Genomic DNA, 16410 nt, shown 5'->3' on the forward strand with positions numbered 1-16410 from the left:
CGCTTTCGCTGAAAGAATTTCCGTGCAGAGCGCTGCGACAACGAATGATTAAGGTTAACGCGCGATGATCGGAACAGAGAGTCAAGTGCTGATTGGAGCGTTGCGATGCGTAGCCTGGTGGTGGCGGTTTCGGTGTGCGGCATGGTCTCCGCGGCCCAGGCCGCGGACTTGTCCGACCTTCCGATCCTGCGCGGTGGCCTGACCGAGGGCCTGAACAATTCGCGGGTCAACTGGGACGGTTACTATGTGGGCGTCCAGGGCGGCTACGGCTCGTCCGATGAGAATTTCAACGGCTCGACCAAGAACATGACGGCGGCGGTGTTGGCCAACACGCTGATCGAGAGCCAGATGCAGGTATCGTCCTGGAACCCGAATCTCGGCAAGCAATCCTCGCGCGCATCGGGCTTCGGCGCCTTCGTCGGCTACAACAGTCAGTGGGACGACGTCGTGCTCGGCGTCGAGGCGAGCTATCTGCACGGCAAATACGGCGGCATGGCCTCTTCGAGCCGCACGCTCGTCAGCACGGCCGCACTGACCGACGGCAACTTCCACGCCGTGACGTCGACGCAGTCCTCGCAGATCTCGATCACCGACATGGCGACGATCCGCGGTCGTGCCGGCTATGCGATGGGTTGCTTCCTGCCCTACGCATTTTTCGGCCTTGCACTCGGCAACGCAGATATCGGCCAGTCCGTGACGGTTCAGGACCGGGTCAGCACGACATTTCTCGGCACCTACACGCCGCTTGCGCCGCTCAGCGCCAACAACCTTCAGCACAATCACTTGATCTACGGCTACAGCGCCGGTCTCGGCGTCGACGTCAATCTGGTCGGGGGCCTGTTTGCGCGGGCCGAATACGAATACGTTCGCTTCACCTCGACGGTCGACACCAGCATCAATACGGTGCGCGCGGGCCTCGGCTACAAGTTCTGAGCTGATTGCAAGCCTGTCCTGTATGCCGATGTCCGTCAGCATCCGTCCTGCGCAGCGCGACGACGTCGCTGCCATTGTCGCCATGCTCGCCGACGATCATCTCGGCCGGGCGCGCGAGCGCCTCGAGCAGCCGTTGCCGCAGTCCTACTACGACGCGTTCGAGACGATCGCGCGGGATGGGAACATTACCCTGATCGTTGCCGAGGAGGCGGGCCGGGTGGTCGGCTGCCTGCAACTCTGCATCCTGCCCGGGCTCAGCTCGGAAGGCGCGTCGCGCGCGCTGGTCGAGGATGTTCGGGTCGCCGCCGACCGTCGCAGCCGCGGCATCGGCGAGCAGCTGCTGCAATGGGCGATCGCCGAGGCGCGCAAGCAGCGCTGCAATCTGGTCGAGCTGATGACGCATCAAAGCCGCACCGACGCGCAACGCTTCTACGGGCGGCTCGGCTTCGCCAAGAGCCATTTCGGCATGGTGATGCGGTTCTGATCAGCGCGGCAGGCGGTAGGCCGCGACGGCGTTCAGGCCGAACGCCTTGTCGCGGATGTCCGAGCCGAGCTGTCTCAGGCAGCGCTCGAGCGCCTGCTTGATTTCACGGTAGCTGCCGGCGAGCAGGCAGACCGGCCAGTCCGAGCCGAAGATCAGCCTGTCGGCGCCGAAGCAGCGCGCCACATGTGTCACGTAGGGCTGCAGCCGCTCCGCGTCCCAGTCGGTCCAGACGGCTTCCGTGGCGAGCCCCGACACCTTGCACCAGACATTGCCGCAAGCCGCGAGCTCGGCGATGCGATCGGCCCAGTCCTGATCGAAGCCGGTTGCGATCGGCGGCTTGGCGGCGTGGTCCAGCACGAAGCGCGCTCTTGGAAAGGCGCGCACCGTCGCAATCGCCGCTGGCAGCTCTCGCGTGCGCACCAGCAGATCGTACGTCAAGTCGTGCGCGAACACGCTGTCGAGGCCGCGCCTGACGTCGCCGCGAAAGATCCATGCCGGATCGGCCTCGTCATGGACCTGGTGGCGGATGCCGACCAGCCTGTCGCCGCCGGGCAGGCCGCGCAGCCGGTCGATCGTCGACCCTACCGACGGATCGGTCAGGTCGACCCAGCCGACGACCCCGCCGACGAATGGCGTCGCATGGGCGATGCGCAGGAACTCCTCGGTCTCGTCGAGCGACGAGCGGGTCTGCACCAGGATGCTGGCGTCGAGAGCGTTCTCGGCCAGCAGCGGGGCAAGGTCGGCGGGACCGAACGGACGGCGGATCGGCGCCAGCGCGTCGCCGGCCATCCACGGATAGTCGGCGCGACCGGGATCCCAGAAGTGCTGATGCGCATCGATGGCACGGCTCATGGCGCGTCTCCCGGCAGCGGCGCCCGGGCATCGACGAGATTGCTGGCCCGCAGGTCGCGCCAGAACGCGGCGGGGATCGGAGCTTGCGCCATCGCGATGTTGTCGGCCGCCTCCTGCGCATTGCGGGCGCCCTGCAGGCCGACGGTCACGGCGGGATGGGCCAGGCAGAACTGGATCGCGGCAGCCTTGAGCTCGGTGCCGTGCTGTCTGCACAGCGCATCGAGCTGGCGCGCCCGCGCCACCAGCGCGGCATCGGCATCTTCGTAGTTGAACTTCGCCGGCCCGTGAGGGTTGGCGAGAATGCCGCTGTTGTAGATGCCGCCGAGAATGATGGCGATGTTGTTCTCGCGGCAGATTGGAAAGAGCGTCGTCAGCGCGCCCTGGTCGAGCAGCGTGTAACGGCCCGCCAGGAGAAAGCAGTCGACCGGAACGGCCTGCGCAAAGCGCGTCAGCATCTCCGACTGGTTCATGCCGGCGCCGATCGCCTGGATGCTGCCGTCGTCGCGCAGCCGCTGCAGCGCGCGAAAGGCGCCGGCCACAGCCTCGTCATAGTGATCGTCGGGATCATGCACGAGCAGGATGTCGATGCGATCGAGGCCGAGCCGGACCAGGCTCTCCTCGACCGAACGCATTACGCCGTCATAGGAGTAATCGAACCGCGGCCGCAGCGGCGGCGTGCCCTTGTAGTGCGGATCTTCGCCCGAGGCGGTCGGGTCCGGCCGCAGCAGCCGGCCGACCTTGGTCGAGATCACATAGCTGTCGCGCGGCTGCCGGCGCAGAAATGCACCGAGCCTCTGCTCGGCGAGGCCGAAGCCGTAGAGCGGCGCGGTGTCGTAGAAGCGCACGCCGCGCGCCCACGCCGCGGCGATCGTGGCTTCGGCATCGCCGTCGCTGACCGGCTCGAAAAGACCGCCGAGCGGCGCCGTCCCGAGGCCGAGTCGGGTGATGTCGAGCGGGCTCCTCCCGAGACGGACGCGTTCCATTCTTCTATCCTTGTTGTTCGGCGCGTGCAGATCGCGTCATTGTGCACGGATGCGTTCGACGAAACAATGACGTCGCATGGTGCAGTACAACGAAGAGGAGAGGACGATGTCGGCGATCAATCCACTGACGGCCTTCGGTGTCGTGCTGGCGACGGCTGCCACCGACGCGGTCTACGTCATGTTCACGTCGGCGGTCGTTGCCAAGCGACGGTTGTCAGCGGCGACCTGGAGCTCGATCTGGTACATGCTGTCGTCATTCGCGGTGATCAGCTACACGGAGAACTGGATCTACGTCGCATTCGCGGCGGTCGGCTCCTGGATCGGCGCCTACGGCTCGATGACCTTCCTGCATCGTCCGCCGGCTGGTCAGGCACCGGTCGGCGCCGCGCCGGAATGAATTGCATTCGCTTGCATGCCAGCACGACCGCGTGAACGCAGACAGGAGGCGCGCGAAGTTCCTTGACGCGGAACGACCCTTACCGTATTCACGCCGGCGGGACACCTCCCCCCAACGGGAGGCTTACTATCTGGAAGGATAGACGATGACTGCAGCGAAACCCTCGCAGCGGCCTGCCGTGCCGCACTTCTCCTCCGGCCCCTGCGCCAAGCGCCCCGGATGGACCTCCGAAAATCTCAAAGACGCTCCCCTCGGCCGCTCGCATCGCGCGAAGATTGGCAAGGCGAAGCTCAAGCAGGCCATCGAGCTGACGCGCGACGTCCTCGAAGTGCCCGCCGACTACAAGATCGGCATCGTGCCCGCGTCCGACACCGGCGCGGTCGAGATGGCGCTGTGGTCGCTGCTCGGTGCGCGGCCTGTCACCACGATCGCCTGGGAATCCTTCGGTGAGGGTTGGGTCAGTGACATCGTCAAGGAGCTCAAGCTCAAGGATGTCACCAAGCTGCACGCCGGCTATGGCGAGATCCCGGATCTGTCCAAGGTCGATCCGGCCAGCGACGTCGTCTTCACCTGGAACGGCACCACGTCAGGCGTGCGCGTGCCGAATGCCGACTGGATCAGCGCGAGCCGGGAAGGCCTGACGATCTGCGACGCCACCTCGGCCGCATTCGCGCAAGCCCTCGATTGGCCGAAGCTCGACGTCGTCACGTTCTCCTGGCAGAAGGCGCTCGGCGGCGAGGCCGCGCATGGCATGCTCATCCTCTCGCCGCGCGCGGTGGCGCGTCTCGAGACCTACAAGCCAGCCTGGCCGCTGCCGAAGATCTTCCGCCTCACCAAGGGCGGCAAGCTCAACGCCGGCATTTTCGAGGGCGAGACCATCAACACGCCCTCGATGCTGTGCGTCGAGGACTATCTGGACGCGCTGAACTGGGGCAAGTCGATCGGCGGCCTCAAGGCGCTGATCGCCCGCGCCGACGCCAACACCAAGGTCCTCGCCGACTGGAAGGCGCGGACGCCGTGGATCGACTTTCTCGCCCAGGATCCCGCCATCCGCTCCAACACCTCGGTGTGCCTCAAGGTCGTCGATCCCGCGATCACATCGCTGTCGGCCGATGCCCAGGCGGAGTTCGCCAAGAAGCTGGTGTCGCTGGTCGAGAAGGAGAACGCCGGCTTCGACTTCGCGCACTATCGTGATGCACCGGCGGGGCTGCGCATCTGGTGCGGCGCGACGGTGGAAGCCAACGACGTCGCGCTGCTGACGCAGTGGATCGACTGGGCGTTCGCCGAAGCCAAGGCCGCGCTGCCGAAGGCGGCGTGACGCACGCTCTTCGTGCCGTCATTGCGAGCGCAGCGAAGCAATCCAGGGCCACGAAGAAAGTCTGGATTGCTTCGTCGCTCCGCTCCTCGCAATGACGAAATTCAAGACGCGTAGGGTGGGCAAAGGCGCGAAGCGCCGTGCCCACCATCAACGTCAACCGACGCGAAAGACGGTGGGCACGCTGCGCTTGGCCCACCCTACGATTCGATTGCTTCCACCCATTCCGGCGCCGATGCGCTGTCCCTCTCTCGCGAGAGGCGTGAAGGAACATCGTCATGTCCAAACCCAAAGTTCTCATTTCCGACGCACTTTCCCCGGCCGCCGTGCAGATCTTCAAGGATCGCGGCATCGAGGTCGACTTCCAGCCCAATCTCGGCAAGGACAAGGACAAGCTCGCCGACATCATCGGCGACTATGACGGCCTTGCGATCCGCTCCGCGACCAAGGCCACGGCCAAGATCATCGAGCGTGCCAAGCGGCTCAAGGTGATCGGCCGCGCCGGCATCGGGGTCGACAATGTCGAAATCCCCGCGGCGACCGCCAAGGGCATCATCGTGATGAATACGCCGTTCGGCAATTCGATCACGACCGCCGAGCACGCGATCACGATGATGCTGTCGCTGGCGCGCGAGATTCCGCAGGCGGACGCCTCGACCCAGGCCGGCAAGTGGGAGAAGAACCGCTTCATGGGCGTCGAGATCACCGGCAAGACGCTGGGCGTGATCGGCTGCGGCAATATCGGCTCGATCGTCTGCGACCGTGCGCAGGGCCTGCGCATGAAGGTGATCGGCTTCGATCCGTTCCTCACCGAGGAGCGCGCCCTCGATCTCGGCGTCGAGAAGGTCGAGCTCGAGGAGCTGCTGAAGCGCGCCGACTTCATCACGTTGCATACGCCGCTCACCGACAAGACCCGCAACATCATCGATGCCGCGGCGATCGCCAAGATGAAGCAGGGCGTGCGCATCATCAATTGCGCGCGCGGCGGCCTGGTCGACGAGCAGGCGCTGCTCGAGGCCCTCAACAGCAAGCATGTCGCGGGCGCGGCCCTCGACGTGTTCGCCGAGGAGCCGGCGACCAGCAATCCGCTGTTCGGTCATGCCAACGTGATCTGCACGCCGCATCTCGGCGCCTCGACCACGGAAGCGCAGGAGAACGTCGCGCTGCAGATCGCCGAGCAGATGTCGGACTACCTGCTCACCGGCGCGATCTCGAACGCGATCAACTTCCCGTCGATCACCGCGGAAGAAGCGCCCAAGCTGAAGCCGTTCATCGCACTCGCCGAGAAACTCGGCTCGTTCGCGGGCCAGCTCACCGAAAGCAGCATCACCAAGATCCAGATCACCTATGAAGGCCACGTCGCCGAGATGAAGACCCGGGCGCTGACCTCGGCGGTGCTGGCCGGGCTGCTGCGGCCGATGCTGGGCGAGGTCAACGTCGTGTCGGCGCCGGTGATCGCCAAGGAGCGCGGCATGATCGTCGACGAGGTGCTGCGCGCCGGCGAGAGCGACTATGAGAGCCTGATCACGGTCGCGGTCACCACCGAGCATCAGGAGCGCGCGGTGTCGGGCACGGTCTACGCCGACGGCAAGCCGCGCCTCGTCGACATCAAGGGGATCCGTGTCGACGCCGAGTTCGGCAAGTCGATGATCTACGTCACCAACGAGGATAAGCCGGGCTTCATCGGCAAGTTCGCAAGCCTCCTCGGCGACGCGAAGATCAACATCGCGACCTTCCATCTCGGCCGTGTCGCGCCGGGAAGCGACGCGATCGCGCTGGTCGAGGTCGACGGTGCGGTGCCGGCGGATCTGCTCGCCAAGATCCAGGCATTGCCGCAGGTCAAGCAGGCCAAGGCGCTGGCGTTCTGATGACGCGCTAGAGCGCGCGGTGCTTCTTGGTTGAATCGACTTCGCCGCTGGCTCGGTTGACCTCTCCCGTCAAGCGAAGCTTCGCTTCGCCAGAGCGGGGGAGGTCGGCGCGAAGCGCCGGGTGGGGTCTCCCTCCGCTCGGGCAGCCTCAATCGAGGAGGCACCCCCCACCCCAGCCCTCCCCGCAACTGGGAGAGGGAGCGCACATCCTTCGCGGCTCGCAACCAGACCTCAACTCTTCACGCGCTGGGCCAAATTGGCCGACCGGAAAGGGCAGCCCGGCACCGTGGCCGTGCTGCCCTTTTCTGTGCTCGTCTGTGCTCGGCGGAATTTCAACGGCAAGCTTTGCGGTCGCACGATTTGAACCCGCGGACCTCTCGTGGCGTCTAACGCCCCGCAAGGGACCGGCTCATCCGGTTCTCAGGGGCGCTGGGATACGGAGAGATCGATGGCAATGCGAACGACGTGGCTGGTTACGACAACTCTCGTTCTCGGTGCCTCGCTGGCGGCAGCGCCGGGCCATGCGGCAAACCTTGACGCGACGTCCACCGTCGATGCCGTCACCGTGTATCCCGACGGCGCGACCGTGACCCGGGTCATCTCGCTCGACCTTCCCACCGGTGACACGACGGCGATCGCCAAGGACTTCCCGCTCGGACTCGATGCGTCCTCGCTTCGTGTGGAAGGCGAGGCCGGCGCCAAGCTCGTGATCGGCACCGTCGACGCCAAGCCACCGCGTGCGGCGCCGCCCGTCAACCTGCCCGACATCGACAAGCGCATCGAAGCGCTGAAGGACGAGCGCGCCAATCTCGATGGCACGATCGCCGCGGCCCTGGCGCGCAAGAAATTTGCCGAGCGTTTTGCCGAGGCATCGCCGGCCGGGCTCGGCGAAAAGGGCGAGGCGCGTCCGATCACGGAATGGCGTGCCGCGTTCGCCGCCGTCGCCGACGAGGTTGGACAGGCCGACGCGGCGATCCGTGATGCCGAACGCAAGCAGCGCGAGATCGATCGCGAGATCGCGCGCCTGCAGGACAATCTCACGACGAAGCCCCCGAGCAAGCTGGAGGTGCGGATCGAATTGTCGGCTGCGGCAGCGACCAAGGCGACCTTGCGCGTGACCTACGCGGTGCGCAATGCCCGCTGGGTGCCGCTCTACGACGCGCGTCTCGACACGACGGCGAAGGACCGCAAACCGGCTCTCGAACTGGTGCGACGCGCCGAGATCCAGCAGGCCACCGGGGAGGACTGGTCCGAGGTCGCGCTCACGGTTTCGACGGTGCGGACCGGACGCGGCGGCAGCGCGCCCGAGCTCAGGACGATCATCGCGCAATATCCGCCGCCACAGCCCGCGCCGAAGCCGGCCGCCGTCAGCGCGGCACGAGGACTCATGGAGAGCCGGCAGGAGTTTCGCTTTGGCGGAGGGACGACGTTCGGAGATGTCGCGGACAAGGCCGTCGAGCAGCAGACGGTCGCGGAGATCAGCGCCTTTCAGACCGTCTTCCACCTCCCCGGACGCGTCAGCGTCGGTGCCAATGATGGCGCGAAGAGCCTGCGGATTTCCACCGCGACGATCACGCCCGAACTGACGATCCGTTCGGCGCCCGTCATCGATGCCACCGCCTATCTCGAAGCGAGCTTCCCGCAGAGCGAGGAGGCGCCGCTGCTGCCGGGCAAGGTCTCGATCTATCGCGACGGCATGTTCGTCGGCACCAGCAGATTGGCGTCGGCCGGCAAGGACGAGGTCGTTCATGTCGGCTTCGGGGCCGACGACAAGGTCAAAGTCGAGCGCAGTGTCGTCAAACGGAACGAAGGTTCGGCCGGTCTGATCGTGACGACGGCGAAGATCGACGAGCGCGCCTTCAAAACCACGGTCCGCAACGCGCATGATTTCCCGATCAAGGTCGCGATCCAGGATCAACTGCCGGTCAGCGAGAACGAGGAGATCACGGTTGAGATGCTTCCCGCGACCACGCCGCCGGCCTCGACCAACGTCCGCGACCGGCGTGGTGTCGTCGAATGGGTGATCGACGCCAGACCCGGCGAGGCCAAGGATATCGCCTTCGCCTGGCGTGTGCGCTGGCCGAAGGACAAGTCGATCGTGTTGCAGCCGTCGGGCTGATTGCCCGGCGTGGGATCGGCGCCGTTTGATCCATGACAAGCCGCCCGGTCCCGGCCCTGTTATGCGCGAGTGGGACCCCGTTCGATCACGTCCTGTCCGGCCGTGATCGATCTCGACCGAGAGCGCCGACATGGAATCCGACCCGAACACCCGCAAGCAGGCCGTCGCCGTCGGCTACATCTTCCTCGCCGGCGTCGGCATGCTGCTGCTGCAATGGCTTCTGACGACCTACAACACGGTCGAGACGATTCCCTATAGCCAGTTCGAGCAGCTGATCGAGCAGGGCAAGATCTCCGAGGTGTCGGTCAGCCAGGACACCATCCAGGGCAAGTTCAAGGACAAGCAGTCCGACGGCAAGACGTCGTTCATCACCGCGCGCGTCGATCCGCCGCTGGCCGCGAAGCTTGCCGCAAAGGGCGTGACGGTGACTGGTGTGCCCTCGGGCGGGCTGATTCAGGCGCTGCTGTCCTGGGTCGTGCCGGCGCTGATGTTCTATCTCATCTGGGTGTTCCTCGGCCGCAAGGTGATGGATCGCCAGGGCTTCGGCGGTCTGATGTCGATCGGCAAGTCGCGCGCCAAGGTCTATGTCGAGACCGACACCAAGGTCACCTTTGCCGATGTCGCCGGTGTCGACGAGGCCAAGTTCGAGCTGCAGGAGGTGGTGCAGTTCCTGAAGGATCCGAAGAGCTATGGCCGGCTCGGCGCACACGTGCCCAAGGGCATCCTGCTGGTTGGCCCGCCCGGCACCGGCAAGACCCTGCTCGCCCGCGCGGTAGCGGGCGAAGCGGGTGTGGCGTTCTTCTCGATCTCCGGATCCGAGTTCGTGGAGATGTTCGTCGGCGTCGGCGCTGCCCGCGTGCGCGATTTGTTCGAGCAGGCCCGCAAGGCCGCGCCTTGCATCATCTTCATCGATGAGCTCGACGCGCTTGGCCGCAGCCGAAGCGTCGGCGGCCAGTTTGGCGGCTACGACGAGAAGGAGCAGACGCTCAATCAATTGCTGGCGGAGCTCGACGGCTTCGACCCAAGCTCCGGCGTCATCCTGCTCGCCGCGACAAACCGGCCGGAGATCCTCGATCCCGCGCTCATGCGCGCCGGCCGCTTCGATCGCCAGGTGCTGGTCGACCGCCCTGACAGGGGCGGGCGGCTCGCAATCCTCAAGGTGCATGTCCGCAAGATCACGGTCGCCGACAGCGTCGATCTCGACAAGGTCGCGGCACTGACGACCGGCTTCACCGGCGCCGACCTCGCCAACCTGATCAACGAGGCCGCGATCGCGGCGACCCGCCGCAAGGGCCACGAGGTGACGTTCGACGATTTCACGATGGCGATCGAGCGCATCGTCGCCGGCATCGAGAAGAAGAGCCGCGTGCTCAGTCCCGCCGAGCGCCGCCGTGTCGCCTATCACGAGATGGGTCACGCGCTGGTCGCGGCCAATCTCGTCGGCGTCGATCCGGTGCAGAAGGTCTCGATCATTCCGCGCGGCGTCGGCGCGCTCGGCTACACGATGCAGCGCCCGACCGAGGATCGCTTCCTGCTCGCGGTCAGCGAGTTGAAGAACCGCATCGCCGTGCTGATGGGCGGACGGGCTTCCGAGCAGTTGATCTTCGATGGCGATGTCTCGACCGGCGCCGCCGACGATCTGCAGCGCGCGACCGAGATCGCGATCGAGATGGTCACCAAATACGGGATGGATGCGACCGTCGGGCAGCGCACCTACGCGCCGCGTCCACAGGTGTCGTTCCTGCAGCCACAGGATCAGATCGTGTCGGCCGCGGAGGAGACCGGGCGCGAGATCGACCTCGCCGTCCGGGATCTGATTGCAGACGGCGATGCCCGTGCCAGGGCGATTCTCGAAAGCCATCGCCCGGACCTCGAGCGCGGCGTCGCGCTCCTGATTGCCAAGGAGACGCTGACCGCCGATGAGTTCGCGCCGTTGCGGCCGGCCTCCGCTGCGGTCCCGGTCCGGGATGCCGTTGCCCCGAGCTGATCCGGGATTCTACGGAGGGCGTTCGCAACCGAACTCTAACCATCGCCTGATCAGTTAACCAGCGGCTCACCTTGACAGATCGAGGTCGTCGATCGGGGACCGGGCGGAGTTCGTTGCGTGCTGCTGAACAACCTGAAGATTGCCCCCAAGCTCGCCATCGTCGTCGGCGTGGCGATGCTGGGCCTTGCCGCGGCCGGTACGTTTGCCGGCACTCTGATGCAAAAGGAGATGGTCAATGCCCGCATCGAACAGTGCCGGGCGATCGTCGAGACCGCGCGTAACATGGCCCTCGGCCTCATCAAGGATGTCGAAGCCGGCAAATTGACGAAGGAGGCCGCGCTCGACGAGTTCGTCAATCGCGGGAGAACGATGACCTTCGACAAGGGCACGGGCTATCTGTTCGCCTATACGATGGACGGCAATGTGGTGCTGTCCCAGGATCCGAAGCAGCGCGGCTCGAACGTGATCGATTTCGAGCTCAACGGCCGTAAGCTCGTCGTCGAGCTGCGCGACGGCGTTGCCAAGGATGGCGAAGTCACCTTGCACTACGAATACCTGCGCCCCGGCCAGGAGCAGCCGACCCGCAAGATCTCCTATGCCGTGATGATTCCCGGTTGGAATACGTTCGTGGGCACCGGCGTCTATGTTGACGATCTCGACGCGAAGATGAAGCCGCTGAAGTGGCTGATCTGGGTGGCCTGCGCAGGCATCGCGGTCGTCGCCGGCGGGATCGCCTGGCTGATCAGCCGCAGCATCAGCGTGCCGCTCGATCGTCTCGGCGTCCGCATGCGCGAGATCGCCGATGGCCGGCTCGAGGGCGAGATTCCCGGTGTCGGCCGCGGCGACGAGATCGGCGGGATGGCCTCCACTGTCCAGATCTTCAAGGACAACGCGCTGCGGATGCGCGAGCTCGAGCAGGCCGAGGCCGCCACCCAGCAGCGTGCGGCCGCCGAACGGACCGCGGCCATGCAGAATTTGGCCGCCGACTTCGAGCGCAGCGTCAACGGCATCGTCCGCTCGGTGGCGTCGGCGGCCGAGGGCATGCAGCACACCGCGCAATCGATGACCTCGACCGCGAGCGATGCCAGCTCGCGCGCCTCGACCGTCAGCGCCGCCACCCAGAGCGCCAATGACAATGTCGGCACGGTCGCGGCCGCGGCCGAAGAGCTGTCGAGCTCGGTCAATGAGATTTCGCGCCAGGTCGCCCGTTCCAGCGAGATTGCGAGCAAAGCCGTGGGCGATGCGGAGCGCACCAATGCCACCGTTCAGGTGCTGTCGACCGGCGCCGAGAAGATCGGCGAGGTCGTCAAGCTGATCCACTCGATCGCGGCGCAGACCAACCTGCTGGCGCTGAACGCCACCATCGAAGCCGCGCGCGCCGGCGAGTCCGGCAAGGGCTTTGCCGTCGTCGCCTCGGAGGTGAAGGCACTCGCCAACCAGACGGCGAAGGCGACCGAGGAGATTTCGGCGCAGGTCGCGGCGATGCAGACCTCGACCCAGGATGCGGTCACCGCCATCAGCGGCATCACCCAGACCATTGCGCAGATGAGCGAGATCACCAATTCGATCTCGACCTCGATCGCCCAGCAGGGCGACGCGACGCGCGAGATCGCGCGCAACATCCAGTCGGTCGCCGCCGGCTCGAACGAGATCAGCGCGCACATCGGCGGCGTGACCAAGGCGGCGGAAGCGACAGGCATGGCTGCCGCCGAAGTGCTGTCGAGCGCACGTGAGCTCGACAGCCAGTCGAGCCTGCTGCAGCGGGCCGTCGATGGCTTCATGGCGAAGGTGCGCACGGCCTAGTCGCAGCGGTGATGGACCGGGCCTGGCCTTGAAAGCACGGCGTGAGCTTGCAGGCGCTCACGCGACCTTGGTGCGGCCGGTGCGGGAGGCGATGATCACGCCGGCGATGACCAGCGCGTAGCCGATCAGATGAAACGGCTTCAGCTCCTCGCCGAGCAGCAGGATCGCCAGCACCGAGCCGAACAGCGGCACCAGATGCAGAAACGGCGCGGCGCGGTTCGGCCCGATCAGGCCGATGCCGCGATTGAAGAACAGATAGGCGAGCGTCGAGGCGAACACCACGACGTAGCCGAGGGTCAGGAGCGATAACAGATCGAGCTGCAGCACGAAGCCGGACGCGTATTCCCACGCGGCCAGCGGCAGCAGCAGCAGGGCGCCCAAGGCCGTGCAGCACGAGATCAGCGACAGCTGGTGCACGGCCGGCCGCCGCGTCATGACCGCCGAGTAGATCCCGAACACCAGCAGCGCCCCGGCGAACATCAAGTCACCGCGGTTGAACTGAATGGCGGCCAATGCGCCGAGGTCTCCGCGCAGCAGAATGACCAGCACGCCGGTCAAGGATATCGCGATGCCGGCGAACTGCGCCGCCGTCAGCCTGACCCCGAACAGCACGAGCGACCATAGCGCTACGAACAGGGGGGCCGAGGATTGGATCAGCAGCCCGTTGAGCGCCTGGGTGTACTGCATCGCCCAGTAGGACAGCGCATTGTTGATGGCGAAGCCGGTCAGCGCCAGCACCAGCAGCAGCGGCCAGCTGGCCAGCAAGGTACGCCAGTCGCGTACGAGATGCGTCCGCGCGAACGGCCACAGCATCAGGAAAGTTCCGATCCAGCGGATGCAGGACAGGGTCAGCGGCGGCACGTGCCCGGCGACATAGCGCGCCAGCACGATGTTGCCGGCCCAGAACAGCGAGGCCAGCGTCAGAAGCAGATAGGGCTGGTTGTTGAGCCAGGCCAGCGGCGAGGTCGGATGCGATGCGGTGGGCAAGGAATCGGCTTCTCTTGTTGACCGGAGCTTGTGCCCGAAATGGCGGGCGGGACAAGAGCGCCGGGCGGAAGGCCGCCATGTCGAAACACCAATGGGCCTCCTTTACAAAACGAATATTCGTTTTGTATGCTCATCGCAGACGGGAACGCCATCGAGCCGACAGCCGCAACCTTGCGACCGCTCGGCAGGAGCTGCGCATGCCGAAACTCAAGCCCGAGACGATGGCCGCGCGCCGGGACGAGATCCTGCAGGCCGCCGAGGCCTGCTTTGCCCGGCAGGGATTCCATCAGACCACGATCGCCGATGTCATTGCGCAATCTGGTTTGAGCGCGGGCTGCATCTACGGCCATTTCGCCAGCAAGGAAGAGCTCATTCAGGCGATCGGCGAGCATCGCCATGCCCGTGATGCCGCCCTGTTGGCCACGGCGCGTGAGATTTCTGATCCGTTGGAAGCGTTGCGCGCCATTGCGCGCGCCTCGTTGGCAGACATGCAGAAGGAAGAGGGCCTGCGCCACCGCCGCATCGCGCTGCAGCTCTGGGCCGAGGCGCTGCGGGACGATGACATCCGCGCGCAGGTGACGGACGGTGTGCGCAAGCCGGCCGTCTTGATCACCGAGCTGCTGCAGCGGGGCCAGCGGCTCGGCGTCATCGACCGCTCCGTTCATCCACGCAGCATGGCCCGCACGATCGTCGCGATGTTCCAGGGGTTCGTGCTGCAGCGATTGTGGGGCGAGCCGTTCTCGTCATCCGAAGCGATGGCCGCATTCGAGACGCTGCTGACGGGACTCACGGCGCGGCGATGACCTGAAGCGACTGCCTCTCCAACCGTACCGGGCGGGTCTCAATGACGAGCGTTCCTGATCTCATTGCCGGTCTCGGCACCGGGCTGGTCGGCGGCTTCACTTCGGGGCTGCTCGGCGTCACTCCCGGTGGTGGGCTCGTCGTGTTCGCGGTCATGCTGCTCGGCGCCGAGCAGCACGCCGCGCAAGGGCTCTCGCTGGTCGCGCAGATCCCGCCGACCAGCGCGGCCGGCATCAGGCGCTATTGGGATAGCGGCAATCGGGTGACGGCTGCGGTGTTGCTCTGGCTCGGCCTGGGATTCCTGGTCGGCGGCATCGTCGGCGCACTGATCGCGAACTGGACGACGGCGGCGGTCCTGCAATGGGCCTATGTGATCTACCTATTCTTGCTCGATGCTCTGCTGCTGCGCAGGCGACGGGCGAAGGAATCCGCCGAAGCAACCGGCGCTGCGCCGGATCCACATCGAGCAGCGCTCCTTGCAGTTGGCTGCGCGGCCGGCGTGTCCTCAGGCTTTCTTGGGATCGGCGGCGGGCTCGCGACGGTGGTTGGCTTGAGCGCGGTGCTGGGCATGGCACAGCACCGCGCCCAGATGATCAGCCTGGCGCTGACGCTGGTGCCCACGACGCTTCCATCCGCCTGGATCTACTGGCGGCACGGCGCCATGCCGGCCTGGCCCACCCTCGTCGCGGTGATCGTCGGCCTCGCGGTCGGCACCGATGTCGGCGCGCGTCTCGCGAACCGCGTTCCGCCGGAACGGTTGCGCGTCCTGCTGGTGGGCTTTGTGTCGCTGATGGCCGTCTGCATGACGCTCAAGGCGCTCGGATGAACCGTTCGCCTCATGTCGCCTGCTTGCGCGAGGCCGCGTAGACGCCGCTCAGCACCAGGGCGAAGCCGATCACGTGGAAGATCTGCGGCCGCTCGCCGAGGAAGACGAACGCCATGATCGAGCCGAACACCGGCACCACGTGGAAGAACGGCGCTGCGCGGTTGGCACCGATCAGAAGAACGCCGCGGTTGAAGCACAGATAGGCGATGGTCGAGGGAAAGATCGCGACGTAGAGCAGTGACAGCAGGTTCTGGGTGTCGAGCGCCATCACCGGGCGCGTGTTGAGCTCCCAGATCAACAGCGGAATCAGGCTCGCGGCTCCGCAGCCGAAGGTGAAGGCGACCATCGACAGGCCATGGATCTGCGGCCGCTTGATCGTCAGCACCGAGTAGAAGCCGAACACCGCCATCGCGACCAGGAAGATCAGGTCGCCCTTGTTGAAGCTGATGTCGGCGAGCGCCGCCGGATGGCCGCGCGTGAGGATCAGCAGCACGCCGATCATCGACAGCACGATGCCGATCGCCTGCGCCAAAGTGAGGTGCACGCGCAGCAGCAGCATCGACCAGAGCGCCACGATCAGCGGACCGCCGGATTGCAGCAGCAGCGTGTTGAGCGCCTGGGTGTATTCGAGCGACCAGTACTGCAGCGTGTTGAAGGCGCCGATGCCGGTCACCGACAGCGCGATCATGACGCCGAGCTTGGAGCGGATCGCCGGCCAGTCCTGGCGAAGCTGCTTCCAGGCCAGCGGCAGAATGATCAGGAACGCCAGTGACCAACGCAGGAACGACAGGGTGACAGGCGGAATGTGCCCGGCAGCCAGCCGGCCGACGATCGCGTTGCCGGCCCAGCACAGTGCGGTGATGCTGAGCAGCACATAGGGTTGGTTGGCGATCCAGGCGCGCGCGGGCGCGGCGGACGCGGTGGGATCGGCGGCAGACATGCGGCGGTGTTGGCCCCGGTTCGTGCGCCGCGGCATCCGGCCCGGTCATCCCGGCCGCTGGTCCTCCCCGGCCTCGTCGACAGACACCAATTGCAGCTGCCTATCAAGAGGGCAG

At 66.1% G+C, this 16410-nt stretch carries 14 protein-coding genes; 10 read left to right on the forward strand and 4 right to left on the reverse strand.

Features of this window, described 5'->3' with window-relative positions; genetic code table 11:
* Positions 1 to 105 precede the first annotated feature (105 nt).
* A complete protein-coding gene (locus tag ACQR0W_RS03965; RefSeq protein ID WP_315750070.1) occupies positions 106 to 933 on the forward strand; it encodes an outer membrane protein in 828 nt (275 codons plus the stop codon).
* A gap of 28 nt (positions 934 to 961) precedes the next feature.
* Positions 962 to 1417, forward strand: coding sequence for a GNAT family N-acetyltransferase (locus tag ACQR0W_RS03970; protein WP_316169323.1), 456 nt, complete (start codon positions 962 to 964; stop codon positions 1415 to 1417).
* On the opposite strand, the gene ACQR0W_RS03975 is transcribed toward ACQR0W_RS03970, so the two are convergent.
* Entirely contained in the window at positions 1418 to 2269 is an 852-nt protein-coding gene (locus ACQR0W_RS03975; RefSeq protein ID WP_316169322.1) for an amidohydrolase family protein, read from the reverse strand.
* The gene (locus ACQR0W_RS03980) at positions 2266 to 3252 is read right to left on the reverse strand and encodes an aldo/keto reductase (protein WP_316169321.1); all 987 of its coding nucleotides are present in this window, start codon (positions 3250 to 3252) and stop codon (positions 2266 to 2268) included. The genes ACQR0W_RS03975 and ACQR0W_RS03980 overlap by 4 nt, the downstream gene beginning before the upstream one ends.
* Before the next feature lie 106 nt (positions 3253 to 3358).
* On the opposite strand from ACQR0W_RS03980, the gene ACQR0W_RS03985 reads away from it, so the two are divergent.
* The 6 genes from ACQR0W_RS03985 to ACQR0W_RS04010 all read left to right on the forward strand — a co-directional run bounded on the left by ACQR0W_RS03985 (position 3359) and on the right by ACQR0W_RS04010 (position 12741).
* Entirely contained in the window at positions 3359 to 3649 is a 291-nt protein-coding gene (locus ACQR0W_RS03985; RefSeq protein ID WP_315714383.1) for a hypothetical protein, read from the forward strand.
* Positions 3650 to 3794: 145 nt separating this feature from the next.
* A complete protein-coding gene (locus ACQR0W_RS03990) occupies positions 3795 to 4967 on the forward strand; it encodes a phosphoserine transaminase (protein WP_315750074.1) in 1173 nt (390 codons plus the stop codon).
* A gap of 275 nt (positions 4968 to 5242) precedes the next feature.
* Positions 5243 to 6832, forward strand: a complete 1590-nt coding sequence (serA, locus tag ACQR0W_RS03995; RefSeq protein WP_316169320.1) for a phosphoglycerate dehydrogenase — start codon at positions 5243 to 5245, stop codon at positions 6830 to 6832.
* Positions 6833 to 7286: 454 nt separating this feature from the next.
* Positions 7287 to 8951 (forward strand): mucoidy inhibitor MuiA family protein, encoded by a 1665-nt coding sequence (locus ACQR0W_RS04000; protein ID WP_316169627.1) that lies wholly within the window; start codon positions 7287 to 7289, stop codon positions 8949 to 8951.
* A gap of 130 nt (positions 8952 to 9081) precedes the next feature.
* Positions 9082 to 10938 (forward strand): ATP-dependent zinc metalloprotease FtsH, encoded by a 1857-nt coding sequence (gene ftsH, locus ACQR0W_RS04005; protein ID WP_315714130.1) that lies wholly within the window; start codon positions 9082 to 9084, stop codon positions 10936 to 10938.
* Between the two features lie 117 nt (positions 10939 to 11055).
* Entirely contained in the window at positions 11056 to 12741 is a 1686-nt protein-coding gene (locus tag ACQR0W_RS04010; protein WP_316166523.1) for a methyl-accepting chemotaxis protein, read from the forward strand.
* 57 nt (positions 12742 to 12798) lie between these two features.
* Here the strand turns inward: ACQR0W_RS04010 and ACQR0W_RS04015 are convergent, their stop codons facing one another.
* Positions 12799 to 13728, reverse strand: a complete 930-nt coding sequence (locus ACQR0W_RS04015) for a DMT family transporter (protein ID WP_315750076.1) — start codon at positions 13726 to 13728, stop codon at positions 12799 to 12801.
* A gap of 77 nt (positions 13729 to 13805) precedes the next feature.
* Here ACQR0W_RS04015 and ACQR0W_RS04020 point away from each other — a divergent pair, with 77 nt between their 5' ends.
* Positions 13806 to 14531: a TetR/AcrR family transcriptional regulator gene (locus ACQR0W_RS04020; RefSeq protein ID WP_316186730.1), complete on the forward strand. Its 726-nt coding sequence runs from the start codon at positions 13806 to 13808 to the stop codon at positions 14529 to 14531.
* 41 nt (positions 14532 to 14572) lie between these two features.
* Positions 14573 to 15355 (forward strand): sulfite exporter TauE/SafE family protein, encoded by a 783-nt coding sequence (locus ACQR0W_RS04025; RefSeq protein ID WP_316169318.1) that lies wholly within the window; start codon positions 14573 to 14575, stop codon positions 15353 to 15355.
* 10 nt (positions 15356 to 15365) lie between these two features.
* Here the strand turns inward: ACQR0W_RS04025 and ACQR0W_RS04030 are convergent, their stop codons facing one another.
* Positions 15366 to 16295: a DMT family transporter gene (locus ACQR0W_RS04030; RefSeq protein WP_315750078.1), complete on the reverse strand. Its 930-nt coding sequence runs from the start codon at positions 16293 to 16295 to the stop codon at positions 15366 to 15368.
* Positions 16296 to 16410: the final 115 nt, after the last annotated feature.

Source organism: Bradyrhizobium sp. HKCCYLRH1034 (assembly GCF_051168375.1).
Taxonomy (GTDB): Bacteria; Pseudomonadota; Alphaproteobacteria; order Rhizobiales; family Xanthobacteraceae; genus Bradyrhizobium.

What these genes read in the sequence shown, in the direction of transcription:
- ACQR0W_RS03965 (WP_315750070.1), top strand. Translation starts at nt 106, where the DNA reads ATGCGTAGCCTGGTGGTGGCGGTTTCGGTGTGCGGCATGGTCTCCGCG.
- ACQR0W_RS03970 (WP_316169323.1), top strand. Translation starts at nt 962, where the DNA reads ATGTCCGTCAGCATCCGTCCTGCGCAGCGCGACGACGTCGCTGCCATT.
- ACQR0W_RS03975 (WP_316169322.1), bottom strand. Translation starts at nt 2,269, where the DNA reads ATGAGCCGTGCCATCGATGCGCATCAGCACTTCTGGGATCCCGGTCGC.
- ACQR0W_RS03980 (WP_316169321.1), bottom strand. Translation starts at nt 3,252, where the DNA reads ATGGAACGCGTCCGTCTCGGGAGGAGCCCGCTCGACATCACCCGACTC.
- ACQR0W_RS03985 (WP_315714383.1), top strand. Translation starts at nt 3,359, where the DNA reads ATGTCGGCGATCAATCCACTGACGGCCTTCGGTGTCGTGCTGGCGACG.
- ACQR0W_RS03990 (WP_315750074.1), top strand. Translation starts at nt 3,795, where the DNA reads ATGACTGCAGCGAAACCCTCGCAGCGGCCTGCCGTGCCGCACTTCTCC.
- serA (WP_316169320.1), top strand. Translation starts at nt 5,243, where the DNA reads ATGTCCAAACCCAAAGTTCTCATTTCCGACGCACTTTCCCCGGCCGCC.
- ACQR0W_RS04000 (WP_316169627.1), top strand. Translation starts at nt 7,287, where the DNA reads ATGCGAACGACGTGGCTGGTTACGACAACTCTCGTTCTCGGTGCCTCG.
- ftsH (WP_315714130.1), top strand. Translation starts at nt 9,082, where the DNA reads ATGGAATCCGACCCGAACACCCGCAAGCAGGCCGTCGCCGTCGGCTAC.
- ACQR0W_RS04020 (WP_316186730.1), top strand. Translation starts at nt 13,806, where the DNA reads ATGTCGAAACACCAATGGGCCTCCTTTACAAAACGAATATTCGTTTTG.
- ACQR0W_RS04025 (WP_316169318.1), top strand. Translation starts at nt 14,573, where the DNA reads ATGACGAGCGTTCCTGATCTCATTGCCGGTCTCGGCACCGGGCTGGTC.
- ACQR0W_RS04030 (WP_315750078.1), bottom strand. Translation starts at nt 16,295, where the DNA reads ATGTCTGCCGCCGATCCCACCGCGTCCGCCGCGCCCGCGCGCGCCTGG.